This is a genomic window from Nordella sp. HKS 07 (assembly GCF_011046735.1).
In the GTDB taxonomy this organism is placed as follows: domain Bacteria; phylum Pseudomonadota; class Alphaproteobacteria; order Rhizobiales; family Aestuariivirgaceae; genus Taklimakanibacter.
Window position 1 is genome coordinate 7,074,767 of the sequence record NZ_CP049258.1, and the last position, 26,092, is coordinate 7,100,858.

Genomic DNA, 26,092 nt, shown 5'->3' on the forward strand with positions numbered 1-26,092 from the left:
AGATGCTTCAACTCCCCATTCGACAATTATTGACTGCTTCAAATTTGCATGATCTCGCAGAGGCGCGTTCCCATGCTCGACCGCACGCAAAACCCGGAAAACTCCTGGATGACGGAGAACCGGAACTCTTCCCGACCGCACAATATTCTGGTGCTCGGTGGCGCCGGCTTTGTGGGTTCGCATCTTTGCGAAAGGCTGCTGGCGGACGGCCACATCGTAGATTGCGTCGACAACATGTCCACCGGCTCTCTCGCCAATGTGGCGCATTTGATGCACACGAACCGCTTCACGCTGACGCAGTACGACGTCGTCAGGCCGATGAAATTCGTGGCCAAATTCGACCAGATTTATAACCTCGCCTGTCCGGCATCGCCGCCGGCCTACCAGGCGGACCCCATCCATACGCTCAAGACGAGCGTCTTGGGCGCCATCAACATTCTCGATCTCGCCCGCGAGCACGATGCGACAGTCTTCCAGGCCTCGACCTCCGAGATCTATGGCGACCCGCTTCACCATCCGCAGAACGAAGTTGATTGGGGCAATGTCAATCCCATCGGTCCACGCGCCTGCTATGACGAAGGCAAGCGCTGCGCCGAGACCCTCTTCTTCGACTATCACCATGTTCACGGCGTGAAAATTCACGTCGCCCGTATCTTCAACACCTATGGACCGCGCATGGCGGTCAACGACGGACGAGTCGTATCGAACTTCATCGTCAGCGCGCTGCTAGAGAAGCCGATCACCCTCTACGGGACCGGCGCACAGACCCGGTCCTTCTGCTATGTCGACGACCTCGTCGATGGCATCATCCGCCTGATGAACGCGCCCGATACCGTGACAGGCCCGATCAATCTCGGCAATCCGGAGGAACTTGCTGTTCGGGAGTTCGCCGAGCTCATCCTCCGTCTCACCAACTCGAAGTCATCGATCGTCTATCGGCCGTTGCCGACCGACGATCCGCGGCAGCGCCGTCCCGACATCACCCTCGCGGCCGACCTCCTGGGCTGGCATCCCACCATTTCGGTCGAGGCCGGCGTGCTGCGCACCATTTCCCACTTCGACTCACTTCTGAGGCGGCCGGTTCCGGCGGAAGCCTACGCAACGGCCGCGCTCGCCCTACGCATGCCGTATCTCAGCACGATCCTTGCCGCGAGCATGAAGACCAATGCGAGCGAGGCGCTGACGTGAGATTTAAAAGGGAGAAACGCCAATGCAATTCAATTGAGCTCAGAACAGACTGTTTCCCTCGTCTAGTATCCATAATGGCATGGAGTGAAAAATGACGGCGATCAAACGTTTACTGGCAACTTTGAGCGTCTTTGCCTTCGGAGGACTTGTACAGGGTCTTCCAGCAGAAGCAAAGGTGACGACGGCGGAGATTGAGAACGCCTGTGATAATGCGCTCGCTGCGAACAGCATTGAGGCGCTTGAGAGTTTCCTTCACAAGTACCCGGCCACGAAATATCGCAGTGATACGCCGTGCTACGCGTTGGCGCTGGGCGCGCTCGAGCAGTTCGGCGCAAATCAGAATGCCGACCCCATTCCGCGCAACAACGACGACAACAGGTATGGCGGCTGATCGAATTCAGTCCTGACCGTAGCATCCTTCGGCTCGCCCGCTTTCCGAACGGTTATAATGCCGTTCATCTGAATCGGGTGAGCCGAGAAGGCAAACTCCTGGGTTCATTGGCCTCTTTCAGGCGCAGCCGATTTTTACCAGCTACTCAAACTTGAGACCGAACAGCAGGCCATAGGACCATGCTAAAACGCGTTACGCCCAATATCGGGAAGTCTGGCTCCAGCAGAGTATGCGTCGTGACGGATAGCGTCGATCCGTTCGATCATATACTGCGCGAGCCATGCTCTTCCATGATTGGCCTGGCCCAGAGGCTCTCGGCATCCGGCCTCGACGTGACCTTGTATCTGACGGCGTCGGGCGATAGTCCCGAAGATCTGACCCGGCTCACGCACCACTTTGCCGAGATGCACGACATAAAGGTCGAGAGGTACGAGCCTGCGCGTGACAATATTCATCGCTATGAAGGCATGGAATCTCGCTCTCTCGGCATATACGACTATTTCAAGCGCAGCGATTTCGACGTCGTCTACTTCCCGTTGGAAGGCGGCCTGGCTTATTATTCCCTGCTCGCAAAGGAAACCGGCCTTTCGACCCTGCGATCGCAGCTGGTCGTCATCGCCCATTCCCCTCTCGAATGGGCGTCACAGGCCGACCGTTTCTTCTTCCGCCGCGTTGACGAGGCGAAAGCCGCCTTCATGGAGAAATACTGCGCCGGCCAGGCCGACAGCCTCATCTGCACCAATGCGGCTCTGCTCGACTGGTTCAAGGATCACGGCTGGAATCTGACCAAGGCCACGACGGTCCTGCCCGCCTTGGCGCCGCAGGAATGGCGACCCGACAACCCGTCCGCCAATGCCGCCGTCTTGGGAAAGCGTGAGCTCGTGCTGATCGCCGGTAGCCGCTACCGCGACGGAGTCACTCTCTTTTGTGATGCGCTGGACGAGCTCGCCAAGAGTGAAGCGGCCGACCTCGACGTGACAATCGTCGGCGGCTTCGGCAAGATTCTCGGCGAGCATTCGGGCGGCCTTTTCGTTCGCCGGGCGCGGCACTGGCCGTTCCGGCTGCACATGAAGCCGAGAACGACGCTCCTCGAGGGAATCCGGCAGACCGCTGTAACGGGCGGCGTCGCCATCATTCCGAGCCTTGCATCGGCGACCGGTTTCTTTGTCAGCGAGTGCCTCCATCTCGGTGCTCGCTTCGTGGCCACATCCGTCGGCGGCAATCTCGGCCAGTTGCGGTCCGACCAGGAGAAAGCGCTGCTCGCACCGCCGAACGCCAAGGAGTTGGCCGCCCGCATCAAACATGTCCTCGCCAGTACGGATCGCCTCACCACGCGTATCGATGAGCATGAAAAAGTGTCGCTCTGGCTGATCCATCACGAGAAATGTACCAAGCAACTCGCGACGGCCGGGCGCAAGCCCGTCCGTCACAAGGCGCCGCTCGTCTCCGTCATCATCGCGCATCATGACCGGCCGCAATATCTGATGCAGCTCGTTGCTTCCCTCGAGGAGCAGGATTACCGGAACTTCGAAGTCATCCTCGTCGATGACGGAAGCAAGCTTCCCGAGTCGCATGCCACCCTCGATCGTCTCGAAGAACCGTTCGTCAAAAAGGATTGGAAGATCATCCGCGGTGAAAACCGCTATGTCGGAGCGGCCCGCAACCGCGGCGTCAAGGAATCGCGCGGTGGATACATCATCTTCATCGATGATGACAACGCCCTCTTCCCGCATGCCATATCCACTTTCGTCCACGCGATCGAGCACTCCCGATCGGACGTATGCACGGCACTGGCCAAGACATTCTACGACGTTCATGTGCCGAGCGCGCCCGACGACGCCTACGTGTCCTATGTCCCGCTCGGCGGCTCCCTCGACATGGGTTTCCTCACCAATTGTTTCGGCGACACGATCTCCATCTACCGGCGAAGCATCTTCGACACGATCGGCTATCAGTTCGAGAAATTCGGATACATGGTTGAGGATCATGAATTCTTCGTCCGCATCCTTCTCGCCGGACTGAAGATGCGGCTGATCCCGGAGTGCCTCTTCTGGTACCGGGTGAGCACGCGTGGCAGATACAGGTCATCGCACTATTACGACAATCAGATCCCCATCATCGACGCCTATCGCCGCCACGGCTACAAGGGGCTCGATCATCTTTACAATCTGTTCCTGGGCCAGAATATAGGCCAGTGGCAGGCCGAGAGCTTCCGTTCCAACCTCTATTACTCCCCTTCCGACCACGACTATCTGAGGCTCTGCGACCTCGAGCCGAACAGCCAGGAAGCGCTGCAGCTGCTTGCCGAGATTGCGGCAAGTGAAGCCCGGCCCGAGACCGCCATCGGCCTTCTGGCCGCCGGCCGCTTTGCCGGTTTCGCCGATCTGACGAAGCAGGCGCTTATCGCGGATCAGCACGCGAATGGCCTGCTCGAGCTCAGCCCGACTTTGATGACGACGCGGGTTGTCAAGGAATGCGACCTGAAGTTGGCGCTCGTCACGAGCTCACCGCCCGTATCGCAACGACCGGTTTCCGCCATCGAGAAAGACGGTACCCTGGTTCTCGAAGCAAAGGGAGAGTCTGTCTGTCTTGCGGTGCTTCCTGCCCTATGTCCGACATCCACTGTGTCGGCCGTGACCAACATAACGTTCCTGGAGGGCAACGCCGCGGCAGCGGAGTTCATGCTCATGTTGTGCCCGATGCATGATGACCCTGTCATTTCCGTTCTGGCGGCGGGCCGGGATCCGAATGAAGGCTCCAGCGGCTGGACGGCCGTGCCCCGCTCGCAGGCACCACTTGCGATTGAGGCGAAGCTCGCTGCGCCGAGCCAGCGCCCCATGAATCTAGTTCTCGCCGTCCGTGCCGCCGGCGGGCAAAGCCGAACGGTGCTCACCAGCTTCACGAAGACGGCGGTCCGGATCTCGGCGCAGGATCAAGTGATGAGGCGCCCGCCAAACCGCGCCGCGTCACAGAGTCAGCGTGCCAGGGCCTGGACGGATGCGCAGCGCCGGAGCGCCAGGCTTGCCACCGCCTATCCTTCGACCCTTCCATTGCTCCTCCTGCCCAACGAGGTTGACGAGGGAATCTTCCTGCGTCCGTCGGAAGCTGGCCCTGTGGTCGCCACGCTCGAACGAGCCTTTCCGGCATTCGGCCGCTCTGTCATAGCGCGCGTGGAAATCTGCCACGATGAGGCAGGTCCCTTCGAATTCGCCGTCGCCGCCTGCCTGCCGGGCACAGAAGGGCAGTGGCAGAACTCAGGCCCGCGCAACGCGCTCGCCTTTTCGGGCTGGGTCACCGTATCGGAGCGCTTCACCATGCAGGACATTGTGGCGAAACTTCCGGAAAAGGTCCCGGAGGCGCTGTCGATTGCCCTCGCCGTCCGCTTGCCCCGCCGATCGAAAGCAGCGCCGGCCAACGCGTTCTTCCGGAAGCTGGTTTTCTGCTGGGATGACTGAGAACGACTTTGCAGCGGCTAAGGAATGCCGACCATGACCTACGAGAATCCCAATTACGCCTTTCGAATCCTCTCCTTCGATCCGCTCATCACCATCAGCGGATGTCAGACTGATATGATCTTCATTGCGGATCTTGCGCGGGACCTACCCGAGATATTCAAAGGCAGAAAGGGACTCCATCTCCTCTTGCCGACCTGGAATCTCGAAGGATCGCTTGCCACGCAACTGCGGAACGCGCTCGAGACGGCCTCCACGGGCATGCCAGGGCATGAGTTTCTGGCGATCTGCAGTACCGAATATGAAACCCATCTTTTGGGTCTTGAGGGGATTCCGGCCCTTCTCGCGCACCAAAGCATGTTCATTGACGAGAATGTCTGGCGGCCGGGTGGCACCACGATCGAGACCCTTCGGGTATTCGATGCCGTCTACAATGCCCGCTTCGACGCCATGAAAAGGCACGAGCTTGCGCGCAAGGTCAGCAATCTCCTGCTGATTTACGGATTGACCATCCATAAGCCCATAGCGGAGGCAACCGAGGAAATGCGGATCATCCTGCCCGGGTCTCATTTCGCCAACGAGATCAAGGGGGCCGGCACCTATACGCCATTGAGGAGTGCGGAAATCGCCCAACTCTACGCTCGCGCGAGGGTAGGACTCTGCCTCTCAAGAGAAGAAGGTTATTCACGAGTGTCGACCGAGTACATGTTGTGCGGTCTGCCCGTCGTGTCTACGGCCAGCATAGGCGGCAGGGATCGTTACTATGGGAACGAATATTGCCGGATCGTCGAGGATGACGAGGATGCCGTGGCGGCGGCGGTGCAGCAATTGATCGAACGCAATTACTCGGCACTGGATGTCAGAAACAAGCTGATTCGGTCCCTTGTCTTCGAAAGAGCCAACTTCCTCAAGGCCATCAACCGCATCGTGGAAGATTTCAGTGGCGATCGGAATTTCTTCGGGTCGATCAAGCCGTTCCTGGGCATCAAGCAGGTATTCCCTTCGCATAATCAGCTCGTGCAGGATCTACGCGCGGAACTCGCCCGGCAGCCAAGGAATGAACCCAACAAGGTGACCGTCCTCAAGCCAGTCCCGGGCGAGCGTCTTCCCCGCAGGAGCAGGGTCGCCTCACCCTCCGCCTTGCGGCAGATCTCAGTGACCTATCGGCCTCTCGGCCCGGACGTTTCCCGTGCCCTGGAGGATTGGCGAGCAAATGGGTTGCGTCCAAGGATTTTCATCCGCGACGATGACGCCGATATCGACCACCCGTCATTGCGCAGCCTGATCGGTATGAGCCACTGGCTGTCGGTGCCCCTGCTGCTGGCAACCATACCTGAGCGGTGCGACAGGTCGCTCGCCCGCACGCTTGGCATGACAGAGCTCGTCACTGGAGCTGTCCACGGTTATAGCCATAGGAATTATGCGCCGGAAGGCAACGACGCATCCGAGCTGGGCAGCGATCGGCCGGTTGATGTCGTGCTCAACGAGCTAGCCAAGGGCCGCGATATCCTGCTCGACGTCTTCGGTGGCCGGGTCTCGAAACTTCTGGTTCCACCATGGAATCAGATTTCGGATGCGGTCGCTGACGGATCCGAGAGCCTGGGTTTCGAGGGCCTTTCAACACATGGCTGGACACGTATGGACGAGGCCATACCTCGGATCAATACTCATGTGGATCTCGTCGATTGGTGGACGAACCGGCAGGTTCTCGGCCGTACCCAGATAGAAACGCACATTGCCGACGAACTGGATACCGCTCGTGAACTCGGCTCTTCCTACATCGGCCTTGTGACCCATCATCGCTATTTCTCAGACGATGACTGGAAGACGCTGGCCGATGTCATCCGCGCCCTGGATGCGCAGGGTGTCGAGTGGGTGGATGCGGACCGGCTGCTGCCACGGAGCGAGGCCCGGCCCAAGGTTGCGGGAGCAATATGATGCCAGAGATCAGTGTCATAGTCCCCATCTTCAACACGGAAAAGTACATCGCGAAAAGTCTCAACTCGATCATTGGCCAGAGTTTTTCGGACATCGAGATCATTTGCATCGATGATTGTTCCTCGGACAAGAGCGCGAACGTCGTGAAGGCATTCGCTCGCAACGACGCGCGCATACAGCTCATTCGTCACGCGACCAATCTCGGTCCTGGCGGCGCTCGAAACTCGGGAATCGAGATCGCCCGAGGCGAGTATCTGGTTTTTATCGACAGCGACGACTATGTCGATCCAAATTTTGTTGAGACCCTTCGCCAGGCGACGGATGGTGGTCGGATCGACATCGCCAGTTGCGGCTACCGGGTGCTCGATGACTCCGGCCTGACCGAGTGGGAGTATTCGCCGGAAGATCGGCTAGTCGACAATTCCACCCGCAAGTCGATGCTATGGGGCACCACCCACCCGCACTTCTGCGATAAAATCTGGCGGAAGTCGCTTTTCGTCGACAACAACATCACCCTGCCGACCAACTGCTACTGGGAGGATGTCCACAGCATTCCCTCGCTGCTTTATCACGCGCGACATGTGAGATGCTGTGGTCAGATACTCTACCACTACTTCAACCGGAGCGGTTCGATCACCAATTCGGGCGGCAAGAAGCATCTGATCGACCTCCTCCTCGCCATCGACAATATCAAGGATTTTATGATCGCCAGAGGCATCTATCAGGCGGAACTCAAGGAATTCAGATCCTTTTATGAAGGCCTGTTCGATTTTCATGCCCGGAAGCTCAGACGGAACGGAATGATCGAGGCGGGCGACACGGACAAGTTCCTGAGATTGTCCAATCTGCTTCGGCAAGGATACTCGGAAATCGATGATCGCCTGCGTGGAGTTTAGAGCACCAACTCGCTAGTGTGCGGAACGCGAACTTCCTGACAGGATTCGGAACACTAGGAGGATTAGCACCAGCGTCCAACCGCCTTCGGGTCATGGTTCCTGCATGCATTGCCATGTTGCCGTAGGCCGGGAACTTTCAATCAGGGGGACTTTCCTGAAGGGCAGGCAACGCCGAATTTCTCGACAGGGCTAACCCAGTGGCGAGGCTTCGCGCCTTGGCGCTTGCGCCTCCCCCTCGTGTCGTTTCAGTCTGACACATTAGTCTGCCAAAGGTCCAACTGCGCCCGACACAGGTCCAACAGCGCTATCCGCTGCTAAGGGGTCTACCGCGTCATCAGACGATTCCTCCTCAGCCTGAATGGAGGCATCTGAGCGCATGAACAGCCATACCCCAAAAGGTAACGCCCAAAGGGGAAAGGCGCCGATGAGCGCCAACTTGGTGTTCGTGCTTTTCCGCTGCGCCATCCGCGTGAAAGCAATGCCGAGTTTGAGCCAAATTAGCCCGAAAGGAACGGCCACACCCACCAGTCCAGCGCCTAAGCCATTCATTGAAGTCCTCTGTCCAGCCAGTTCGGACGAATCCTTCTCCCGAATTGGTCCCGACTATGTCGCAATCCAAGGATGTTACAAAAAGTTAATCTGATGCCCCCTGCCACCTGATGAGACAGAAGCACGCCGCGATCATTCTATCTTATTGAAAATTAAGTGATTTACCTAAAACACTCAGTTCAGAATGCCTTTAGCCGAAGTCCCAATTTGTAGCCTAAAGGTCTTATTTTCGTTAATTTTTATTGAATTTTGAAATAACCTTGGGTAGTGTCCCTCGCGGGAAGGTAAGGTAATGTGTGTTAGCCAAATAAGACTTGTCGGCTCGTTACACGACAGGTTTTCGCGATGTCAGACCCCGACGGTCTATGTGCGCGCGAGAAAAGTCTTTCCGGAAAACGGCTTCCCCCATCCTGCTCGACATCGGTGAAACGCCGCGCCTCGCGCATTGGCACAGCGCTTGAATAGCCCATAGGCGACACCGGTGTTCGATCTCCTATCCGTTCCAGAAACGGACAATTTTAAGAACCCGGAACGAAGCGGATTTCACCATTCAACTGAAATTTCCCAACAAGGGTACGGCGATGAAAAAATGGATTTTGACCGCGGGCCTATTCACTTGTGCAAGCTTGGTTGCGATGCCTGCACAGGCGAAGGAGGTAACTCTCGCCCAGATTGAGAAGGCTTGCGACGATGCCTTGAAGGCAAATACCGTGGAGGCGATCGAGGCCTTTCTCCGTGAATTTCCTCCCGATGAACAATATCGCAACGAGATAGCTTGCTACGCCATGGCGCAGGCGCCGGCGACAGCGCCGGACGGCAATGACACCAGTGATCACGATGATCGCACTCCGGCTACCCCCCGCGGCGGAGACGGAGACGGCGACGGTGATGGAGACGGCGACGGTGATGGAGACGGCGACGGTGATGGCGACGGCGACGGTGATGGCGACGGTGATGGCGACGGCGACGGCGACGGCGACGGTGATGGAGACGGCGACGGTGATGGAGACGGCGACGGCGACGGCGACGGTGATGGAGACGGCGACGGCGACGGCGACGGTGATGGAGACGGCGACGGCGACGGTGATGGAGACGGCGACGGCGACGGTGATGGAGACGGCGACGGCGACGGTGATGGAGACGGCGACGGCGACGGTGATGGAGACGGCGACGGCGACGGTGATGGAGACGGCGACGGCGACGGTGATGGAGACGGCGACGGCGACGGTGATGGAGACGGCGACGGCGACGGTGATGGAGACGGCGACGGCGACGGTGATGGAGACGGCGACGGCGACGGTGATGGAGACGGCGACGGCGACGGTGATGGAGACGGCGACGGCGACGGTGATGGAGACGGCGACGGCGACGGTGATGGAGACGGCGACGGTGATGGAGACGGCGACGGTGATGGAGACGGCGACGGTGATGGAGACGGCGACGGTGATGGAGACGGCGACGGAGACGGCCACGGCAAATCCGGCAAGAACAATGGCCACGGCAACGGCGATCAGGACGCGCCGGGCAAATCAGGCGACCACAACAACGCCGAGAACTCGGAACACTCCGGCCAAGGCGACTCCGGTAACCACGGCAAGGGCGGCAAGGACGACCAGGGCGGCTCCGACGGCAAGGGTGGCGGCGTAGGCGGCGGTTCTGACGACAAAGGCGGCGGCTCCGACGGTAAGGGCGGCGGCGAAAGCGGCGGCTCCGACGGTAAGGGCGGCGGCGAAAGCGGCGGCTCCGGCGGCAAGGGCGGCGGCTCCGACAGCAAGGGCGGCGGCGAAGGCGGCAGCTCCGGCGGCAAGGGCGGCGGCGAAAGCGGCGGTTCCGACAATAAGGGCGGCGGCGAAGGCGGCGGCTCCGACAATAAGGGCGGCGGCGAAGGCGGCGGCTCCGGCGGTAAGGGCGGCGGCGAAGGCGGCGGCTCCGGCGGCAAGGGTGGCGGCGAAGGCGGCGGCTCCGACAGTAAGGGCGGCGGCGAAAGCGGCGGCTCCGGCGGCAAGGGTGGCGGCGAAAGCGGCGGCTCCGGCGGCAAGGGTGGCGGCGAAAGCGGCGGCTCCGGCGGCAAGGGTGGCGGCGAAGGCGGCGGCTCCGGCGGCAAGGGCGGCGGCGAAAGCGGCAACTCCGGCAGCAAGGGCGGCGGCGAAGGCGGCGGCTCCGACAATAAGGGCGGCGGCGAAAGCGGCAACTCCGGCAGCAAGGGCGGCGGCGAGAGCGGCAACTCCGGCAGCAAGGGCGGCGGCGAAAGCGGCAACTCCGGCAGCAAGGGCGGCGGCGAAAGCGGCAACTCCGGCAGCAAGGGCGGCGGCGAGAGCGGCAACTCCGGCAGCAAGGGCGGCGGCGAAGGCGGCAACTCCGGCGGCAAGGGCGGCGGCAACGGCGGCGGCGGCGGCGAAGGCGGCGGCAACGGTGGCGGCGGCGGCGGCGACGGCGGCAACTCGTAGTAATGAACGTTTTAGAATGCCGTCAGCAGAACTGATTGGCGCCTTTTGAACCTGGAGCAGGCCCTGCGTAAGATCGGGGCCTGCTTCTTCATTTAATGAACACCGGAATCGCAAAGAAGCACGTTTAGCGACGACGACTTCGCCCCACTCGCCGATGGATAGTTGTCCTGGATGGCAGAGTTCAGCTTTCCAGCCCGTCTGACCGAGCTTGCCCGCGACGAAGGTGCGAGCATATCTCTCCGAAATCCGTGTCCCGACGCGATCCCTTCACCAACACGACATCACCCGAGCGGGCAATCGCGAGGAGATGCGCGGCGAGTTCTGCCGCATCGCTGAAATGAGGCCCCAGGAAATTCCCAGGAAGGCGCGCGCGAAGGTGCAACATCTCGTCTCCGTTCGTCAGGACCAGATCCGCAGGGCGTTCGTGAAGCTCATGTGCCATGGGGAGCTTCGCTCGAGAAGGCAGCCGCACTCTTCGATTGCAGGATCAGCAGTGTGAAATGAGGAAGGCGATGCCGCGCCACCTTACCTTCGGGACCGAGTAGCATCACCGAAAGCTGAAGTTCGACATTCTTCAGCTGCGAGATGGGCGGCGGGCGCAGACCATAGAAGTCGCGGTATATCGTCCCGGGAGACCAGCCGCTGGTCGGAACCCGCCAATCGCAGGGATCATGGTCCATGCTTCGCCCCCAGGCGGGCATGGCTCCCTTGATCACGGGCTCGGCCAGGAAGCCGATCCTGTAGTCGGCATCCGGCCGTTCGGCAGCATCCCAGAAACTCTCCACCCAGAGCATCTGGCGTTCGGTCATTCGCCTTGGATTGAGCCGTATCCCCAGCAGCCGCAGCGGCCCGAGCCTCAAGGGTTCAATTTCGGCATCCGGCGGTACCCTGTCTGTCGTGCATCCGACCGGCAAAGCCGACGGTTTGATTGCGGTGCGGGCATCCGGGCGGACCTCTACGAGCCCATGTCCCTCCGGCGTCACCGCGAGGGTCGTTCCGAACTTCGCGCATTTTTCCGCATAGGCTCGGGTCGCTGCCGTGGCCTCTGCACCCTCCAGCTGTTTGCAGAAGCCGTAACCCGCGCCGACGGGAACGAATTCCACGCTGTTTACCCCGCCCGCTCCCAGGCGCAACGCGAAGATGCCGCTCGGTTCCAGTGACTGACTGACGCGGTCGAACAGAAGATCGCCGGCATCGTGAATGATCGGGCGGCCTCGATAGACCTCGATCCCCTGCAGCTTGTGCGCCGACGTGCCAAGAACGGCGTCGGCCCCGGCATCGATCAGCCTGTGACCTACCTTGACCTCTGCGGCTCCCGGGACCTCCTCACCGTTCGCCCCCCAATGGACCGCGACCAGGACATGGTCGGCGACGCTGCGCACTGAGGCAATGCGCGGCACGAAAACTTTGGTCCATGCATCCGGATCCTTCAGCGGAAGGAATGCGTTTCCCGGACGCGTCGCGGATGCGGCAAAGAGCGGCTGAGTGGCATCAACCGAGAACACGGCGATCCTTGAATTGCCGACACGACGAACAATGGGGCGAAATGCTTCTTCCTGGGTTTCGCCCGAGCCCACTGACCCGATACCGACGGAATCGAGCCACATCTTTTGTTCCGCGATGGCGTCCGGGCCATAATCGCCGCTGTGGTTATTCGCCGTCGTGACGATGTTGCATTCCGCCAACTCCAGAAGTCGCAGCATGTCCGGCCTGGCGCGGAAGTAGAAGGGTCCGCCCTCCCCCTTCGGACTGCCCTGTTCACCGGCAAGTGCCACCACACATTCGAGGTTGAAAATTCTCAGATCCGCCTCTCTGAGCCGGGGGATCCTGATCACATTCTCGAAACCGAGCTCGACGGCACGGAAATGCTGACGCCTGCCCAGATTGACGTCACCACCCCATATGATCTCGACTTGGGATCCATCCATCTTGCCAGTCCCATAGCAAACATCGGCAAATGTACATTTCGTCCTTAGAGCGCTTCCCGCGAAAGTTGCTCGACTTTCGCGACAAGGAAGCGCTCCAAATATATGTAGTCGAGCCTTTTATCCCATTTTGATCGAATCCATTGATTCGATCAAAATGGGAAAGGCTCTGGCTGACCAGTCCTTAACTGAACAAGACCCTCCTTCTGGATTCGGGACCCTGGGGCTGTTACGGAGTGTCTTCGTTCTATGAGGTAAAACCCATGGTTCCAGCCGTGCGCAACCCCACGACAATAGACCCATTGTCGGTGGCACGCAGAGCCGCTGACCGCCTTGCTCAGCTCACCCGCAAGAATGGCCGCTTCACCTATCGCTACCAGTCGGACACGATGGAAGTGTCCAGCGGCTACAGTCTGCTGCGTCACTGCGGGGCGATCTGGGCGATGACCGAGGTCTCGAACAGTTTGGGCCCGATGCCTCATGTCGTCGATGCCGCCACCCGGGCAATGGAATGGCTGATAGCCGAGAAGATTCTGCCCTATCGTGACGGGCAGGCCCGCTGCATGGTGGAAGAAGACAGTGTCAAGCTTGGCGGCGGCGGCCTCGCCATCCTAGCTTTGGTCGAGTTTGCCAAAGCGAAGTCCGAGGAACGCTTTATCAAACTGGCGCGCGACCTCGGCGATTATATTCTCCTTCAGCGCAAGGCCGACGGGGATTTCATCCACAAGCGCAATTACTGGACCGATAAACCCGATGCCTTCGTTTCGGACCATTATACCGGCGAGGCGCTGTTTGGGCTGCTGAAGCTCTGTGAAGCGACCGGTGATCGACGCTGGTTCGACGAAGCGAAATCAAGTGAACTTCGCCTGGCCGAACGGGATTATGGCGTAGCGCAGCACAGTCACTGGATGCTTTATGCGCTCGAGCAGTTTCACCGCATGGATCCGCAGCCAGTCTACCGCGAGCACGCTCGGCGGATCGTCGACAATATCATTCACTCGCCCGGCTACCGTGACACCCGTCTCAGCACGCCGCTCGCCTGCCGTTCGGCAGGTCTTCTGGCCTATGTGCGGATTTGCCGTCACCTGCCGGCATCCGCATCGACGGAGGACGAGATCGAGAAGTGCCTCGCGGTAGTGCGCGACAACCTGCAGCTTCAACTGGCCTATCGGCTGTCCGATGGCGGATTTGCCCGGGGCAGCGACAGCAACGAGGTACGGATCGACTATATTCAACACAATATTTCGTCCTTCCTGGCATACGGCCTTATGCCAAACTCCCCACCACTCATTACCGGAAAGAAGCGAAGCCGATGAGGCAGCGGGTCGGGAAGCGCACTGGGGCTCGGCTCGCCAGCTGACGATCGGCGCCACCTCACCAGGGAAAATCGGATTCGTGCTCAATCTTCAGCAATGCCATGAGACAATGCTGGACGTTATCGACACGAATTTCGTTGTTGTAGGTTTCCGTTCGCAGCCCACCCATGACAGCCGCCTTACGGTGCACGTAGAATGCATCAATTTCGGGATCCACGAACTGCAACTGCCTGACATTCCGTAACCCACGCCGCAAGGCTAGCGCGAAATTCTCCTCCCGCCTGTCTCCGTGGGATCTGGCAAGTCGCCAGGCATCGGCGAGCCCCTCCATATAGACGCCGGTCGCCGAGGCATGAGGTGGACCGTATTCCGGATGCCGGGGGTCATAGAATCGCCCGCGAAAATCGGGCGCGATCGTCATATCCCATTGCTGCATCGCCAGAAGCCACTCATTCCGGTCGAGCACGAACGTCGCCAGCTCCGCATTACTGGTATCTTCATACAGCATGACATAAGCCTGACTGTGCCACGGGACGAAGGCCGGGTTCGGCTCCCTCAGATGCCAGTCCCGGTAATAGCTGAAACTTCGAATGCACTTTCCGAGGAGCGCATCATCTTGGTTGGCCCTGTACAGACTGGCCCAGAACAGCAACGCTTCACCGGGATAGAAATTCTGATTGTCGTTCCGTTCAGCCGGAACCAGGAAAGTTCTGAAACTGCCGTTTGCCTGCCATAGCGCATCGACTGCCCGGCAAAGCCCATCAAACTCGTCTCTGTAATGTCGGGGATCAATCAGGCCGGCCTGACGAAATTCAAGGATCGCGAGCGCGGCCAAGGCGATGGCACCGAGTTTTGCCTTGTCGTCCCAGATGATCACCCCCACGCCCTCGATTTCGCGATAGAAGGCCGAGAGATTATAGCCAAGATTGCGCCGCGCCGCTTCGGCATCAGATGCACTCTGGGATCGCGCGGCGATCCTGCCCAAGGCAACCGTCGCCATGAACTGCCTGATCGTATTATTGGCCTGAGATTCCTCTCCGCTGCTTGGCCAATACTTATAGGTCATCCGGCCATCGCGCTTCAGGTTCTCCCTGAGCCATGTGCAAAGATCCGAAATCGTCGCCTGCAGCAAGTCGCGATCGACCTCCTGAAAGGCAACAATCCTGCTTCCCCGATACAGCTCATGTACCTTGCCTGGTGCCGAGAGCGTAATCAGGAACTGTCTTGCTTCGAAACTGCGGATCCGCGCTGCCTGAAGCAGATTTGCGGAACTTTCGCCGGATCGCATGGCAAAGCGATCAAGCTCTCGACGGAAACCCCGATTGGTTGCGATAGTCCGGGTGGGCGCAATCCGAAGGAGCGCCTCGCGGTGTCGGATCTCCAGCCCAAGACGACCTCGCGCGCTTGCCGGAAATCGGACGTCAAAATCTTTACCCGATACCTCGCGGTAGCCATCGGTCAGGCAGAGCTCGAGATGAGTCGCCTGCGCGCGAACACCTTCTTCCGCCTGCGCGATGGCGGCGCGAAGCGTTTCGACCTCATGCCAGCCCGATTGCAGTGCCCTGCCGTTTTCCCGCCAGACCAGCCAGAACGGGTTGCCGAGCCGGGGCCCATCGCCTTTGCCGAAGAGCACCGCGCCGATCTGATTCTCAAGCATGCTTGTCTGGAGTTGCATTGCCGCGAAGACATCCTGAGGCTATGTCCCATGCCAGCTTGGCACGTTTTTCTCAGATTGTAATATCTGGGCTACTGGCTGCCGGATTTTCTGTCGTCCCGGCAAGGCCGTCATCCGAGTAAATACTTGCGAGTAAATACTTGGGCCGCGAATTCAGCGTGACCTTTCGGCCACCCGTGTAAGCCACTGTTAAAAATAGTGAATTCGTTCGGCCATTCGCCAGCGAACGTCTTCGACCACCCGGTCCGGCGGCCGCCGAAGAACCGCAGGGGGTGATGAACCGACGGGCGGCGGAAGAATAAGAACAAAAGCGCGCGAGGCAAAACGCTCGGCCGAGGTCCATGCCCCGGCCACATCCTCATTAGCCAGCCAATATGCCTGAGCGATTGATTTTGCTCTGCCCCTTCAGTAGCCTCGCGGAGATGTTTGCGGCGATTACGCCCCTGAAACTCACAGGTTGTAGATACGCGCCAATGAATAGCTGCCTGCGCGTGACATTTTTGCTCTTGTTCGCTGTGTTGCTCGGCCAGGCGGCACTGGCAAGGGATGCTGTCGTCGTCGTCACGATGGCTGGCGAGGCCTATGACGGAGCGCCGCAATTTCGTCTCTATGCCGATGATCAGCTGATCGGATCGGGAGAACTTACCCGCGCGTTCGACACGGCCAAGGGCGAGAAGCTGAATCTCAAGAAGCTTCGCAAGCGCAGGAATTCCGAGAGATTTTCGTTCGACATCCCCAATATTGACGCGGTCTCCCGCCTCGATGTCGAGTTCATCAATGACACCCTCGCCGGTGACGGCAAGCCGGGCAACAGGAATCTCTATGTTCTGGCACTTTCGCTCCGCACCGTGATTGAAGGTCCGGCCGACTCGATTGTCACGATCCACGAGTTCCGCCCCACGGCACTTGAACCGGTAATGCCAACGAGCAAGGGCGCCAGGATCAGGCCCAGATACGCGGCGCTTTTCAGGAATGGACGGCTGAGACTCGATCGGCCGGCCGGTGGTTGGCAGACTTTGGGGGAGAAGGCGGCGGGATCCAAGATGCCGGAAATTGCGAACGCGCCCAAGGCGGAGAAATCATCGGCGGCGTGTAATGTTCCGCCGCTGGAACTCGCCGGTTTCGAAAAGAATGCAAGCGAGCTTTCGGAGGCCATGCGGGAGCAACTGGCTCGGCTGAAGGGCAGCTTGGCGGGCACGTCGTGCAGAGCGCGGGTGACGGCGTTTACCGGCGGCGGTCCGTCGCAAGCTTTTCGTCACTCTCTCTCGCAGGCGCGTATGCAGGCGGTCGCCAAGGAACTGGCCGGTTTGGGGATAGGTGCCGAAAAAATCACAATGGAAAGTCAAAAAGGGTACGGCCGTCGCATAGTCGTCACCTTCCACTGATCGCTCGCCCGCGGGAATCCGAAGAACCGCCGCTTGGAGGAGTCTGCAGGCTTCATCCGCCGGCAGAGACGCCGTCGGACAGGGGCTCGGCATCGTCCATGCTGTTCTGCTCCGCCCCCCCTTCCTCGTTGGGCACACCCAGAGCGGCGCAGGCGGTGGTGCTGCCCCCGGCGCTTGTGCTTTGCGGATATTTCTTGAGAAATGCTTCCAGCGCCTCGATCGTATTCTGCTTTAACGCCTCTTCACAGGCACATTCCTCGCTCGCGCAGGACCGTTTCGCCGCCTGCGCTGCCAAGACACTTCCGCTGACGCTAAGCGTCAACGCACAGAGTATCCATAGGGTGGAATTTCTCGCCATCATCGCCGTCACGCCAATCACTCCTGCCCGGTTAACCCTCTATTAACCAAAATTCTACCCAAAGGTAAAGTCATGGTTACCGGGCCGACCCTGCAAGCAGCAGGCCAGAAGCGAAACGCGCGAGCTTTTGGGTCTCGCGGGAGCCCACTCGTGAAATTGCCGGACTGGTTAGCCGTCCACGTCCGGGCGGGATTATCGCCGGGCGACCACCGATCCGCAGGGCTTGATGAAACGACTGGCATAGCCATAGCCCATCGTCTTCATCCGGCCGGAAAGGCCGCCTTGCGAGCGTATCCAGGAACGCACCCAGCCAGGATAATTCCGCATCATGAAGTCCCCGGCGATCTGGTTCCCGCGCTTCGAGGAGCCATAGGGCAGGTGGAAGCTGAAGGAAGCGCCCGGACTGATGCAGGTCTGGCGCGACGCGAGCCCGAGATAGAGCGTGCAGGCCGACTGGCATTTTCCGCTGAACTTGACCTGTGTGCCATTCTGGCGCCAGCGCAGCATGCGCAGGCCGTAATTGATGACATAACCGCCCCGATCCGAGCCGATCGACACCGTGCGTGGTGACAGATCGTTATTCGGCGCGAGGCTCGCATATTTTTTTGGTCCCGCCATGGCCAAGTCACTGACCAATGCCATGGCGCAGGCCGCGAATAGCAGAGTAGGCACGACTCTATGACAAAGCATATCCAACTCCCCTCTTCCGAATGGGCCAAAACTTAGTCGCGCCGTCGGTACTTGGAGTTAGAAAAACCGCTAAAATTCAAGGCAATCCCGAATGCAGGAACGTCCGTACTTAAGAGGCGCTTGCCGTACGCGCTCAAATTTGCCGGAAATTTTCAATTATCTTTCTCCATCAAAGTGGAGAAAACAAGACCGTAAAGACCATCGACACGGTCAACGATATGGTGCTTGCGCTTATCGGGATCGACCCGCCCCCATGACTGCGACCGATCCCTTGCGTCAAGGCAAGACGAAGCGCCCGGTCTACGCGGCTCAATCGGCGAGATGGATCTGCATCTTCAGCAGCGTGTCGTGCTTGGCCGATGGTCCAACGAAAATCTCGAAGACGCCGGCTTCCAGCTTCGGCATGAAATCGGCGTCCGGGTAGCTCAGATCGTCGGTTGTGAGCGTGAAGCGCGCTCGCTTCGACTGTCCGGGGTCGAGGATGAGCTTCACCACACCTCTGAGCTCGAGCACCGGGCGCGACACGCTCGCCACCGGATCGCGGATGAAGAGGAGTGCTGTCTCCTCGCCCACAAGCTCGCCATCGTTGGTAACGGTCGCTTCCACGATGATCTTCTCGCCGGCGCGCACTTCGCTCGGGCTGACGGTCAGATCGCCATAGGTGAAGCGGGTATACGAGAGGCCGTGCCCGAAGGGGGAACTGCGGCTCGTTCGGCAGATCGAGATATTTGCTCGAATAGCGGAAGTCCGGCGCGGCCGGCCGGCCGCTCGGCTTCTGCCCATAGAAGACGGGAACTTGCCCGACGTCGAGCGGCCAGGAAACCGCAAGCTTGGCGGACGGATTCCACTTGCCGGTCAGCACATCGGCCACCGCATGTCCAGCCTCGCTGCCGAGGAACCAGGTGGCGAGAACCGCATCGGCACGCTCGAAGAGCCAGCTCACCATCAGCGGGCGCCCTGAGGAGAGCAGCACGACCACCGGCTTGCCGGTATCGAGCACGGCCTTGGCGAATTCCGCCTGCAACCCCGGCAGATCCGGCACCGCCCGGCTCCCCGCCTCGCCGCTCATGAAGCGCTGCTCTCCGAGACAGAGCAGCACGAGGTCGGAACGGCGCGCCAAGTCAACCGCGGCCGCGACACCGTTTGTATCACCGCCTTCGATCTCAACACCCGGCGCGTGCAGGATCTCGCTTCTGGGCCACGCGGCCCGGATGCCGGGCAGGAACGGCACCATGTCCTCGATGAGCCCTGCTCCCGACCATGGACCCAGCATCTCAGCCTGGGCATTGGCGAGCGGTCCCAGGATGGCGACGCGCTGCGGCGGCGTGGTGACGGGCAGCAGCTTGTTGCGGTTGGCGAGCAGCACGATCGAGCGGCGGGCGGCATCGAGCGCGATATCGCGATGCTCGACACGTCTCGCTCTGTGATCGAAGGTGGCCGCCGCCTCGCGATAGGGATCGTCGAACAGCCCCAGTCTCTCCTTGAGCATGAGCACGCGCGAAGCCGCCTGGTTGAGCTCTTCGACGGAAATCGCACCTTGTTGCAGGGCGGGCGCCAGGCCTTGCACATAGGCCAGCCCCATAAGATCGATATCGACGCCGGCCTTCAGCGCCAGCGCCGAAGCTTCGATGAGATCGCTTGCGATGCCATGCGGGATGAGCTCGGAAATGGCGTTGTAGTCGCTGATGATGACGCCCTCGAAACCCCACTTCTGGCGCACCAGGTCGCGCAGGATCGGCACATGTGCGGTCAGCGGCATGCTGTCCATATCAGTGAAGGCCGGCATGATCGCGGCCACGCCCGCCGTGATCGCGGCCTTGAAGGGCGGCAGATAGACTTCGTGCAGCGTGCGTTCCGAGACCTCGACCTGCGCGTAGTCGCGCCCCGCGATCGAGGCGCCATAGGCCGCGAGATGCTTGGCGGTGGCAGCCAGCGACAGGGGCGATTTCAGATCGTCGCCCTGGAAGCCATGCGTCTTCGCCTTGGCGAAAAGTTCCGTGAGCCAGGGATCTTCCCCCGCTCCCTCGGCGATCCGGCCCCAGCGCGGATCGCGCGCCACATCGAGCATAGGCGCGAAAGTGAGATTCAGTCCCTCGGCCGCGCCCTCGAGCGCCGCCACGCGGGCGGTGCGCTGCCACAGTTCGGCATCGAAGGCGCCCGCCTCGGCGAGAGGGATCGGGAATATCGTCCGATGGCCATGGATGATGTCATAGCCGAAGAGCAGCGGGATGCCGAGGCGCGTCTCCTCGATCGCAACGCGCTGCAGATCGCGCACCTGCCCGCGCCCGAACATATTGAACACCCCGCCGAGGCGCCCCGCCTTGAGCGCTGCCATATAATTCGCAGGGTCGCCGGGGCCGGTCACCACCTGGCCGGCGGTCAACATGTTCAGCTGGCCGATCTTTTCATCGACACTCATGGTGCTAAGAAGCCGCGCCACGCGATCGGTCAATCTCATTGACATAATATCTCCGGGTTGTTCAGCGGCCATTCACATCAACTACGGCATGCTAATTGCCTGACAAATACTAGAGTTCCAATAATGGAACCGGTCTGGCTGTGGCTTTACCGTCACAGTGGCTTGAATAATCGAGATTTTGGCCTTGCGCACCAGATTTACATAAAGCGTTTACTAGCTAGGCCGATGATCTTCGATTAAGATTCAAAATGGGCAGGAATCAACGACAAGAAGAAAGACAGAAAACGCACAAGGGGCTGTAACGGACCCATGGTTGCTAATAAAACGTCGGAGACGGCACAGACTCCGGCGTGGAAGAAATTCTGTGTCGAAAATAATCAGCGCCGCTTCTGGGCGCAAGCACTGCCTCTGTTGCGAGACCTCAACATCTCGCCCCAGCGCAACAGGCTGCTTCTGATGGTCGGTGGCCTCGTCCTGGTCATTCTCGTCAACACATTCGGACAGATCAAGCTCAACGCCTGGTTCGGCGCTTTCTACGACACGCTGCTCCAGCGATCGGTCTCTCTCCTCGTCAATGAGGTCGTGACTTTCCTCATCATTGTCGGCGGCCTGCTCTGTCTCGTGGTGGCACAGACCTGGCTCCAGGAGACGATCAAGGTCCGCCTGCGCGAGTGGCTGACCCACGATCTCATGGATAAATGGCTGAAGCCCGGGCGTGCCTATCACCTTTCTCAGGCCGGCGAAGACGGCGCCAATCCCGATCAATACATCCAGGCCGATGCCCGCCATCTCGCCGAAATGTCGGCGAGCCTGACCATCGGCCTGTTCCATGCGTCCCTGCTGCTGGTCAGCTTCGTAGGCGTGCTGTGGACCCTCTCGAACCAGGTCGTGTTCAGCCATGGCGGCACATCCTTCACCGTCCCGGGCTACATGGTCTGGTGCGCGCTCGCTTATGCGTTCACCGGGTCCTGGCTTACCTGGTTCATCGGCCGGCCCCTGATCAAGCTCAATGCCGAGCGCTATGCCCGCGAGGCGGATCTGCGCTTCACCATCATGCGCATCAACGAGACGGTGAAATCGGTCGCGCTGGGGCGCGGCGAGGCACATGAACGGCGTACCGCCAACGGCTCCATCGTCCACGTCATCGATCTCGGGCAAAAGCTCGCCAATGGTCATTCGCGCCTCACCTGGATAACCTCGGGCTATGGCTGGCTGGCGTTGCTTGTGCCGATCCTTCTCGCCACCCCGGGCTTCTTCAGCGGCAGCCTCACCATCGGCGGCCTGATGATGGTGGTCGGCGCCTTCAGCCAGGTCCAGAACTCGCTGCGCTGGTTCGTCGACAATTTCCCAGGTATCGCAGACTGGCGGGCAACGCTGCTGCGCGTATCGCGCTTCCGCAACGGCCTGTCCCATCTCGATCCCGCTCCCGAAACGGCCGGCCCGGGCAGCCTTGTCCTCGAGTCGCACCCGCAGGGCGCCATGAGCTTTGACAATGTGGCGATCGGCCCGAGTGACAGCCCGCTGACCTTCGCCACGGCATCAATCGAGATTAGGTCGGGTGAGCGCGTTTCGGTCGACGCCGCCACCGATGGCGACCGCTCCCTGCTGTTGCGCACGCTCGTCGGGCTCTCGACACAAGGCTCGGGCACTATTCTTTTTCCGGCGGCAGCCGATGTCATGTTCGTCCCGGCGCGGCTCCACTTCCGCATCGGCACCTTGCGCGAGGCGCTGATCTATCCGGCGAGTCCGGCCGAGCTCGACGACACCCTGGTCTCGGCCGCGCTCGTGCGCGCTGGCCTCATCCATCTGCTTGGCCGGCTCGACGACAAGGAGCGCTGGGACCGGACGCTTCCGGTCCTCGACCAGCAGCGCCTGATGCTGGCGCGTTTCATTCTCCACCGCCCGGCCTGGGTGCTGTTCGAGGATATGGCCGCCACCGCCAATGATCAGGATCTGCGGCTGTTCCGCTCAATCTTCGCGCGCGAGCTTGTCGGCACGTCGGTCATCGGCATCGGCGCCTGCACCGCCCTCAATGGGTTCTTCGGCCGCAAGCTGCGCCTGTCGCGCAGGCTTGAAACCGCCCCAGCGCCGGTGACTTATGACGCGGGAACAGCTGACGCTGGGACAGCGCGTCCGCGGCCAGGCCTCGAAGCCGCCGAATAATTTTTACTCCCGCCCGCCGGTCAGGAATGCGAGGATGGTGTTTCGTCCTCTAGATTCCAAAGGTTAGTCCGCCATGACCGATCAGTCCGCCCAGCTCGCCGATGCCGCGACTGACATTGACGAGGCGGCCCATCAGGGCCTCGTCCCACAGCTCTCCATGATGATCGGCGCGCTCTTTGCCTCCCCGGTGCGCAACACCCTGCTGCTCCTGGGCTTCGGTCTCGTCGCCGTCATCCTCATCACCGCTTATGGGCAGATCCGCCTCAACAGCTGGAATCAGCCCTTCTATGACGCGTTGGCGCGACGCGACCTCGGCGACTTCATGACCCAGCTCGGCGTCTTCGGCATCATCGCCGGTAGCCTCCTGGTCCTCAACGTCCTGCAGACCTGGCTCAGCCAGATGATCAAGCTCAAGCTCCGCGAGGGGTTGGTTCTCGACCTGGTCGGACAATGGCTCCAGCCTCTGCGCGCTTTCCGCCTCGCCAGCGCCGGCCCGATCGGTGTCAACCCGGACCAGCGCCTGCATGAGGATGCCCGCCATCTCAGCGAGCTTTCGGCCGATCTCGGCATCGGGCTGTTCCAGGCGACAATCCTGCTGGCGAGCTTCATCGGCGTCTTGTGGTCGCTCTCTTCCGGCTTCATCTTCACGCTGGGCGGGCGTACCTTCGACATTCCGGGCTACATGGTCTGGGCCGCGATCATCTATGCGGGCTCGGCCTCGCTGATCAGCTATTGGGTGGGCCGGCCACTCGTCCAGCGCAATGCCGAGCGCTATGCCCGTGAGGCCGACCTGCGCTTCTCGATGATGCGCGTCAACGAGCATATCGATGCCGTCGCTCTTTACAGGGGTGAGGCCGACGAGAAGCGCCGTGTCGAGGTCGACCTCCAGTCGGTGCTCGACGCCACGCGCGCCATCATCGCGCGTATCACCGGCCTCACCTGGGTGACCGCCGGCTATGGATGGTTCACCATCGTGGCGCCGATCCTGGTGGCGGCACCCGTTTATTTCGCCGGCGATCTCTCCTTCGGCGGCCTGATGATGGCGGTCGGCGCCTTCAACCAGGTGCACAACTCGCTGCGCTGGTTCATCGATAATTTCAGCGCCATCGCGGACTGGCGCGCCACGTTGCTGCGTGTCGCGAGTTTCCGCAGCGCCGTGCTCAGGACCGATGTGCTGCACACCGTCGAAAGCCGCATCGAATTCTCCGAGGGCGCGCCCGGAAAACTGACCATCGACAACCTCGAGATCGCCTCGCCGACCGGCTGCACCATGCTCCAGGAGCGCCATGTCGAGATCAAAGCCGGCGACCGCGTCCTGATGGTGGGCGAATCCGGCGCCGGCAAGACGCTCCTGTTCCGGACCCTGTCTGGCCTGTGGCTGTGGGGTGATGGGCGCATCACCTGGCCCAAGGGCGAGAGCATCCAATATATGCCGCGCATCCCTTATCTGCCGCCCGGCGCCCTGCGCGAAGTCCTCGCTTATCCTTCTGCCGTCGGCGACTTCGAGCCCCAAGAGTTCGAGGAGGCCCTGAAAAGCGTCGGCCTCGACAATCTCGTCGCCAAGCTCGATCTGCGCAAACGTTGGGAGAAGAAGCTCGACGATGACGAACAGCAGTCCCTCGCCTTCGCCCGCGTTCGGCTGCACAATCCAAAATGGCTGCTGATCGACGAAGTGCTCGATTCGATCGATGACGAAACCCATGAGCGCATCGTCGCCATGCTGGCCCGCGACTTGAAGCAAACCGGGATCATCCACGTCGGCAAGGCCGAAGCGCATGACCATGTCTTCACGCGCGTCCTGCATCTGGTGAAGGATCCGGAGACCCGCTGCCTGGCGCCGCGCAAGCAGATGCCCGATATCAGACCCAAGACCGTTCGCCCTCTGGAAGCCGTTAAATGAAGAAGACTGACACGACGCCCGACCGAAAGCTCGCCGATGAGGCACTGCTCGAAACCATCCAGCGTGAGACCTTCCGCTACTTCTGGGAGGGCGCTCATCCGGTGAGCTTCATGGCGCTCGACCGAACCTACCGCGACAGGACGCCTGACGACGACAAGGTAACGATCGGCGGCACCGGTTTCGCGGTCATGGCGATCATCGTGGCGGTGGAGCGCAAATGGGTAACGCGCGAAGCGGCGATCGAGCGACTCAGCCACATGCTCGAGATCTTGGAGCGCGGCCCCTGCTATCACGGCGCCCTGCCGCATTTCATCAACGGCCGCACGGGGGCCACTATTCCCTTCTGGCGCAAGGATGACGGCGGCGATCTGGTCGAGACGTCGCTCCTCTTCCAGGGCCTGCTATGCGCCCGGCAATACTTTAGCCGCGACACGTCGGTGGAAAGGCGCCTGCGCGGACGCATCACCTGGCTGTGGAGCGAGATCGAGTGGAACTGGTATACGCGCGACGGGCGCAAGCTGCTCTACTGGCACTGGAGCCCGAATAATGGCTGGGCTCTCGACCACGGCATCCGCGGATGGAGCGAGTGCCTCATCACTTATGTGCTGGCGGTCTCAGCACCCCGCTACGCGATTTCGCCCGACACCTATCACGAGGGCTTCGCCGCGAGCCGCGACTTCCTGAACGGCAAAAGCTATTACGGCATCGAGTTGCCGTTGGGGCCTTCCTATGGCGGCCCGCTGTTCTTCGCGCATTATTCCTTCTGCGGCCTCGATCCCCGCGGACTCAAGGACCGCTATGCCGATTACTGGGCCCAGAACCTTGCTCATGTCCGCATCAATTACGAGCATTGCCGGCGCAATCCAAAAGGTCACAAGGGCTATGGCCCCTCGAGCTGGGGACTGACCGCGAGCGATGACCCAGACGGCTACAGCGCGCATGCGCCCGAGAACGACAATGGCACGATCTCACCGACCGCGGCGCTCGCCAGCATGCCCTACACGCCCAAGGAATCGATGCGGGCACTGCGCCACTTCCTCAAAGCGAGGGACAGGCTGTGGGGACGCTTCGGCTTCGTCGACGCCTTCAACGAGACACGCGACTGGTATGCCGACACTTTCCTCGCGATCGACCAGGGCCCCATCATCGTCATGATCGAGAACCACCGCAGCGGTCTCCTGTGGAACCTGTTCATGAGCATTCCGGAGATCCAGACGGGCCTCCGGAAGCTCGGCTTCGAGAGCCCGCATTGCGACGGCAAGATTGCATGAACCGGTTTCCAATGATTTTCCCTTCTCCCGCTTGCGGGGCGAGGCGCGGCGGCGAAGCCGACAAAAAGGTCCAGTGGTCCTTTTTGAGCGACGAGCGCCGGAGCGCAAGCGAAGGCCGGCAGTGGCCGA

Annotated in this window: 18 protein-coding genes and 1 pseudogene; 11 read left to right on the forward strand and 8 right to left on the reverse strand. The window is 60.7% G+C overall.

Features of this window, described 5'->3' with window-relative positions; all coding sequences use genetic code 11:
• Window positions 1–108 precede the first annotated feature (108 nt).
• The 6 genes from G5V57_RS33470 (at window position 109) to G5V57_RS33495 (ending at window position 8,508) form a co-directional block, all read left to right on the forward strand.
• On the forward strand, window positions 109–1,188 hold the full coding sequence (locus G5V57_RS33470; RefSeq protein WP_206530347.1) for a UDP-glucuronic acid decarboxylase family protein: 1,080 nt from the start codon (window positions 109–111) through the stop codon (window positions 1,186–1,188).
• A 91-nt stretch (window positions 1,189–1,279) separates the two neighbouring features.
• Complete coding sequence (locus G5V57_RS33475; RefSeq protein ID WP_165173539.1) at window positions 1,280–1,579, forward strand: hypothetical protein; 300 nt, start codon at window positions 1,280–1,282, stop codon at window positions 1,577–1,579.
• 290 nt (window positions 1,580–1,869) lie between these two features.
• Window positions 1,870–5,034 (forward strand): DUF6212 domain-containing protein, encoded by a 3,165-nt coding sequence (locus tag G5V57_RS33480; RefSeq protein ID WP_165173541.1) that lies wholly within the window; start codon window positions 1,870–1,872, stop codon window positions 5,032–5,034.
• Between the two features lie 33 nt (window positions 5,035–5,067).
• Window positions 5,068–6,969, forward strand: coding sequence for a glycosyltransferase (locus tag G5V57_RS33485; protein WP_165173543.1), 1,902 nt, complete (start codon window positions 5,068–5,070; stop codon window positions 6,967–6,969).
• The gene (locus G5V57_RS33490) at window positions 6,969–7,865 is read left to right on the forward strand and encodes a glycosyltransferase family 2 protein (protein WP_246737758.1); all 897 of its coding nucleotides are present in this window, start codon (window positions 6,969–6,971) and stop codon (window positions 7,863–7,865) included. Before G5V57_RS33485 ends, G5V57_RS33490 begins: the two co-directional genes overlap by 1 nt.
• 376 nt (window positions 7,866–8,241) lie before the next feature.
• The gene (locus G5V57_RS33495; protein ID WP_165173547.1) at window positions 8,242–8,508 is read left to right on the forward strand and encodes a hypothetical protein; all 267 of its coding nucleotides are present in this window, start codon (window positions 8,242–8,244) and stop codon (window positions 8,506–8,508) included.
• 514 nt (window positions 8,509–9,022) lie between these two features.
• On the opposite strand, the gene G5V57_RS33500 is transcribed toward G5V57_RS33495, so the two are convergent.
• From G5V57_RS33500 to G5V57_RS33510, 3 genes are all read right to left on the reverse strand, one after another.
• A complete protein-coding gene (locus G5V57_RS33500; protein WP_165173549.1) occupies window positions 9,023–9,913 on the reverse strand; it encodes a hypothetical protein in 891 nt (296 codons plus the stop codon).
• 30 nt (window positions 9,914–9,943) lie between these two features.
• Entirely contained in the window at window positions 9,944–10,975 is a 1,032-nt protein-coding gene (locus G5V57_RS34045; RefSeq protein ID WP_206530145.1) for a hypothetical protein, read from the reverse strand.
• Window positions 10,976–11,292: 317 nt separating this feature from the next.
• Complete coding sequence (locus tag G5V57_RS33510; RefSeq protein ID WP_165173551.1) at window positions 11,293–12,789, reverse strand: CapA family protein; 1,497 nt, start codon at window positions 12,787–12,789, stop codon at window positions 11,293–11,295.
• Window positions 12,790–13,049: 260 nt separating this feature from the next.
• On the opposite strand from G5V57_RS33510, the gene G5V57_RS33515 reads away from it, so the two are divergent.
• Entirely contained in the window at window positions 13,050–14,102 is a 1,053-nt protein-coding gene (locus G5V57_RS33515) for a hypothetical protein (RefSeq protein WP_165173553.1), read from the forward strand.
• A gap of 58 nt (window positions 14,103–14,160) precedes the next feature.
• On the opposite strand, the gene G5V57_RS33520 is transcribed toward G5V57_RS33515, so the two are convergent.
• Window positions 14,161–15,777, reverse strand: coding sequence for a hypothetical protein (locus G5V57_RS33520; protein ID WP_165173555.1), 1,617 nt, complete (start codon window positions 15,775–15,777; stop codon window positions 14,161–14,163).
• A 473-nt stretch (window positions 15,778–16,250) separates the two neighbouring features.
• Between G5V57_RS33520 and G5V57_RS33525 the strand changes: the two genes are divergently transcribed.
• Entirely contained in the window at window positions 16,251–17,162 is a 912-nt protein-coding gene (locus G5V57_RS33525; RefSeq protein WP_165173557.1) for a carbohydrate-binding domain-containing protein, read from the forward strand.
• A 52-nt stretch (window positions 17,163–17,214) separates the two neighbouring features.
• Here the strand turns inward: G5V57_RS33525 and G5V57_RS33530 are convergent, their stop codons facing one another.
• The 4 genes and pseudogenes from G5V57_RS33530 to G5V57_RS33540 form a co-directional block, all read right to left on the reverse strand.
• Window positions 17,215–17,532, reverse strand: coding sequence for a hypothetical protein (locus G5V57_RS33530; RefSeq protein WP_165173559.1), 318 nt, complete (start codon window positions 17,530–17,532; stop codon window positions 17,215–17,217).
• A 180-nt stretch (window positions 17,533–17,712) separates the two neighbouring features.
• Complete coding sequence (locus tag G5V57_RS33535) at window positions 17,713–18,138, reverse strand: hypothetical protein (protein WP_165173561.1); 426 nt, start codon at window positions 18,136–18,138, stop codon at window positions 17,713–17,715.
• Between the two features lie 381 nt (window positions 18,139–18,519).
• Entirely contained in the window at window positions 18,520–18,993 is a 474-nt protein-coding gene (locus G5V57_RS34710) for a fibronectin type III-like domain-contianing protein (protein WP_246737759.1), read from the reverse strand.
• Between the two features lie 49 nt (window positions 18,994–19,042).
• A pseudogene (locus G5V57_RS33540) lies at window positions 19,043–20,701 on the reverse strand (glycoside hydrolase family 3 N-terminal domain-containing protein); the annotation flags it as partial.
• Between the two features lie 237 nt (window positions 20,702–20,938).
• On the opposite strand from G5V57_RS33540, the gene G5V57_RS33545 reads away from it, so the two are divergent.
• The 3 genes from G5V57_RS33545 to G5V57_RS33555 all read left to right on the forward strand — a co-directional run bounded on the left by G5V57_RS33545 (window position 20,939) and on the right by G5V57_RS33555 (window position 25,963).
• A complete protein-coding gene (locus G5V57_RS33545) occupies window positions 20,939–22,792 on the forward strand; it encodes an ABC transporter ATP-binding protein/permease (protein WP_165173563.1) in 1,854 nt (617 codons plus the stop codon).
• Window positions 22,793–22,865: 73 nt separating this feature from the next.
• Window positions 22,866–24,692 (forward strand): ABC transporter ATP-binding protein/permease, encoded by a 1,827-nt coding sequence (locus tag G5V57_RS33550; RefSeq protein ID WP_165173565.1) that lies wholly within the window; start codon window positions 22,866–22,868, stop codon window positions 24,690–24,692.
• Window positions 24,689–25,963: a glucoamylase family protein gene (locus G5V57_RS33555; RefSeq protein WP_165173567.1), complete on the forward strand. Its 1,275-nt coding sequence runs from the start codon at window positions 24,689–24,691 to the stop codon at window positions 25,961–25,963. Before G5V57_RS33550 ends, G5V57_RS33555 begins: the two co-directional genes overlap by 4 nt.
• The last annotated feature ends 129 nt before the right edge of the window (window positions 25,964–26,092 follow it).

Bases quoted from the DNA above. Each gene is read 5' to 3' on its own strand.
- G5V57_RS33470 (WP_206530347.1), top strand. From the start codon at position 109: ATGACGGAGAACCGGAACTCTTCCCGACCGCACAATATTCTGGTGCTC.
- G5V57_RS33475 (WP_165173539.1), top strand. From the start codon at position 1,280: ATGACGGCGATCAAACGTTTACTGGCAACTTTGAGCGTCTTTGCCTTC.
- G5V57_RS33480 (WP_165173541.1), top strand. From the start codon at position 1,870: ATGATTGGCCTGGCCCAGAGGCTCTCGGCATCCGGCCTCGACGTGACC.
- G5V57_RS33485 (WP_165173543.1), top strand. From the start codon at position 5,068: ATGACCTACGAGAATCCCAATTACGCCTTTCGAATCCTCTCCTTCGAT.
- G5V57_RS33490 (WP_246737758.1), top strand. From the start codon at position 6,969: ATGCCAGAGATCAGTGTCATAGTCCCCATCTTCAACACGGAAAAGTAC.
- G5V57_RS33495 (WP_165173547.1), top strand. From the start codon at position 8,242: ATGAACAGCCATACCCCAAAAGGTAACGCCCAAAGGGGAAAGGCGCCG.
- G5V57_RS33510 (WP_165173551.1), bottom strand. From the start codon at position 12,789: ATGGATGGATCCCAAGTCGAGATCATATGGGGTGGTGACGTCAATCTG.
- G5V57_RS33515 (WP_165173553.1), top strand. From the start codon at position 13,050: ATGGTTCCAGCCGTGCGCAACCCCACGACAATAGACCCATTGTCGGTG.
- G5V57_RS33520 (WP_165173555.1), bottom strand. From the start codon at position 15,777: ATGCAACTCCAGACAAGCATGCTTGAGAATCAGATCGGCGCGGTGCTC.
- G5V57_RS33525 (WP_165173557.1), top strand. From the start codon at position 16,251: ATGAATAGCTGCCTGCGCGTGACATTTTTGCTCTTGTTCGCTGTGTTG.
- G5V57_RS33535 (WP_165173561.1), bottom strand. From the start codon at position 18,138: ATGGCGGGACCAAAAAAATATGCGAGCCTCGCGCCGAATAACGATCTG.
- G5V57_RS34710 (WP_246737759.1), bottom strand. From the start codon at position 18,993: ATGGGCAGAAGCCGAGCGGCCGGCCGGCCGCGCCGGACTTCCGCTATT.
- G5V57_RS33545 (WP_165173563.1), top strand. From the start codon at position 20,939: ATGGTTGCTAATAAAACGTCGGAGACGGCACAGACTCCGGCGTGGAAG.
- G5V57_RS33550 (WP_165173565.1), top strand. From the start codon at position 22,866: ATGACCGATCAGTCCGCCCAGCTCGCCGATGCCGCGACTGACATTGAC.
- G5V57_RS33555 (WP_165173567.1), top strand. From the start codon at position 24,689: ATGAAGAAGACTGACACGACGCCCGACCGAAAGCTCGCCGATGAGGCA.